This is a genomic window from Variovorax sp. Varisp85 (assembly GCF_047304045.1).
Taxonomy (GTDB): Bacteria; Pseudomonadota; Gammaproteobacteria; order Burkholderiales; family Burkholderiaceae_C; genus Variovorax.
On the sequence record NZ_JBGLYN010000140.1, the window covers coordinates 1 to 1,436 of the forward strand.

1 protein-coding gene is annotated in these 1,436 nt (G+C 64.2%); it reads right to left on the reverse strand.

Annotation, left to right across the window (positions count from 1 at the left end; all coding sequences use genetic code 11):
- Nucleotides 1-60 precede the first annotated feature (60 nt).
- Entirely contained in the window at nucleotides 61-1,260 is a 1,200-nt protein-coding gene (locus ACCC97_RS28725; RefSeq protein ID WP_413336366.1) for an IS256 family transposase, read from the reverse strand.
- Nucleotides 1,261-1,436: the final 176 nt, after the last annotated feature.

Sequence of the window (1,436 nt, forward strand, 5' to 3'; positions counted from 1 at the left end):
GGTCGCGTCCCATTCCGTGGTGTAGGTCCACAGCCCGGAGAAGGCTGAGCTGCACGGTACTCAGCGTGCCACTGCGGACAGCCGAGTGGGCGCAGTGTCGCTCAAGGTCTGCAGGCCTTCAAGTTGCATGTACCGCCGGTTGAGCGACCACTCGTCGTTCTGCTCGAGCATCATGGCGCCGACCAGGCGCGTGATCGAGGCGTCATTGGGGAAGATGCCAACCACGTTCGTGCGCCGCTTGATCTCGGCATTCAGCCGCTCCAGCGGGTTGGTCGAATAGATCTGCGTCCAATGTGCTCGTGGGAATGTCATGAAGGCCAGGACGTCGTTCTCGGCGTCATCCATCAGCGTGCCCAGCTTCGGGAACTTGTCTCGCAACTGATCGGCGACCGACCTCCATTGCGCCCGCGCTGCATCGGCCGAGTCCTGTACGAACACCGTGCCGATGGCGGCAGAGACCATGCGCCGCTGCGTCTTGCCCGCGTGCGCCAGGGCGTTGCGCATGAAGTGCACCCGGCAACGCTGCCAGGTGGCCTTCAGGACCTTCGCCGCGGCTGCCTTGATGCCTTCGTGGCTGTCGCTGATCACGAGCTTCACACCGCGAAGACCTCGACGATTCAGACTGCGCAGGAACTCGGTCCAGAAGGGCTCGGCCTCCGAGGCCCCGACCTTCAAGCCCAGCACTTCACGCTGGCCGTCGGTGTTCACGCCCACGGCCACTATCACCGCAACACTCACGATGCGCCCGGCCTCGCGCGTCTTCACGTAGGTCGCATCGACCCACAGGTAGGGCCAGTCGCCCTCGATCTGGCGTCCCAAGAAGGCGTTGACACGCTCGTCGAGTTCGCCGCACAGCCGGCTGACCTGGCTCTTGGAGACGCCACTCATGCCCAGCGACTTCACCAGGTCGTCCACCGAGCGGGTGGAGATGCCTTGCACGTAGGCTTCCTGGATGACGGCGGTGAGCGCCTTCTCGGCGGTGCGCCGAGGCTCCAGGAACTCGGGGAAGTAGCTGCCCTGGCGCAGCTTGGGGATCTTGAGCTCGACGCTGCCGGCGCGGGTGTCCCAGGTGCGCTCTCGGTAGCCGTTGCGGCTGTTCAGGCGCTCGGCGGGATTCTTCTCGTCGTAGGCTGCGCCGCAGCGGCCTTCAACATCGAGTTCCATCAGGCGCTGGGCCATGAATTGCACCATCTGGCGCAGGACGTCGACATCGGCTCCCTTCTCGGCGAGCTCGGCTAATGCCATAGTGGCGGTGGTCATTGTGATTTCCTTTATGGACAGGTTTGGTGGGTCGCACCCCAAACTTATCCGGACTTCACAATGGCCACCCCCGAAGGGAGCGGTCGCTGCGCGGCAAGCCGCTTCGGGCTACGCCCTACGCGCCTTGCCGCGCAGCGAGTGAAAGAAGACTTACACCACTTGCCGGGACATCAACG

Coding starts and splice junctions, on each gene's coding strand:
- ACCC97_RS28725 (WP_413336366.1), bottom strand. CDS start 1,260: ATGACCACCGCCACTATGGCATTAGCCGAGCTCGCCGAGAAGGGAGCC.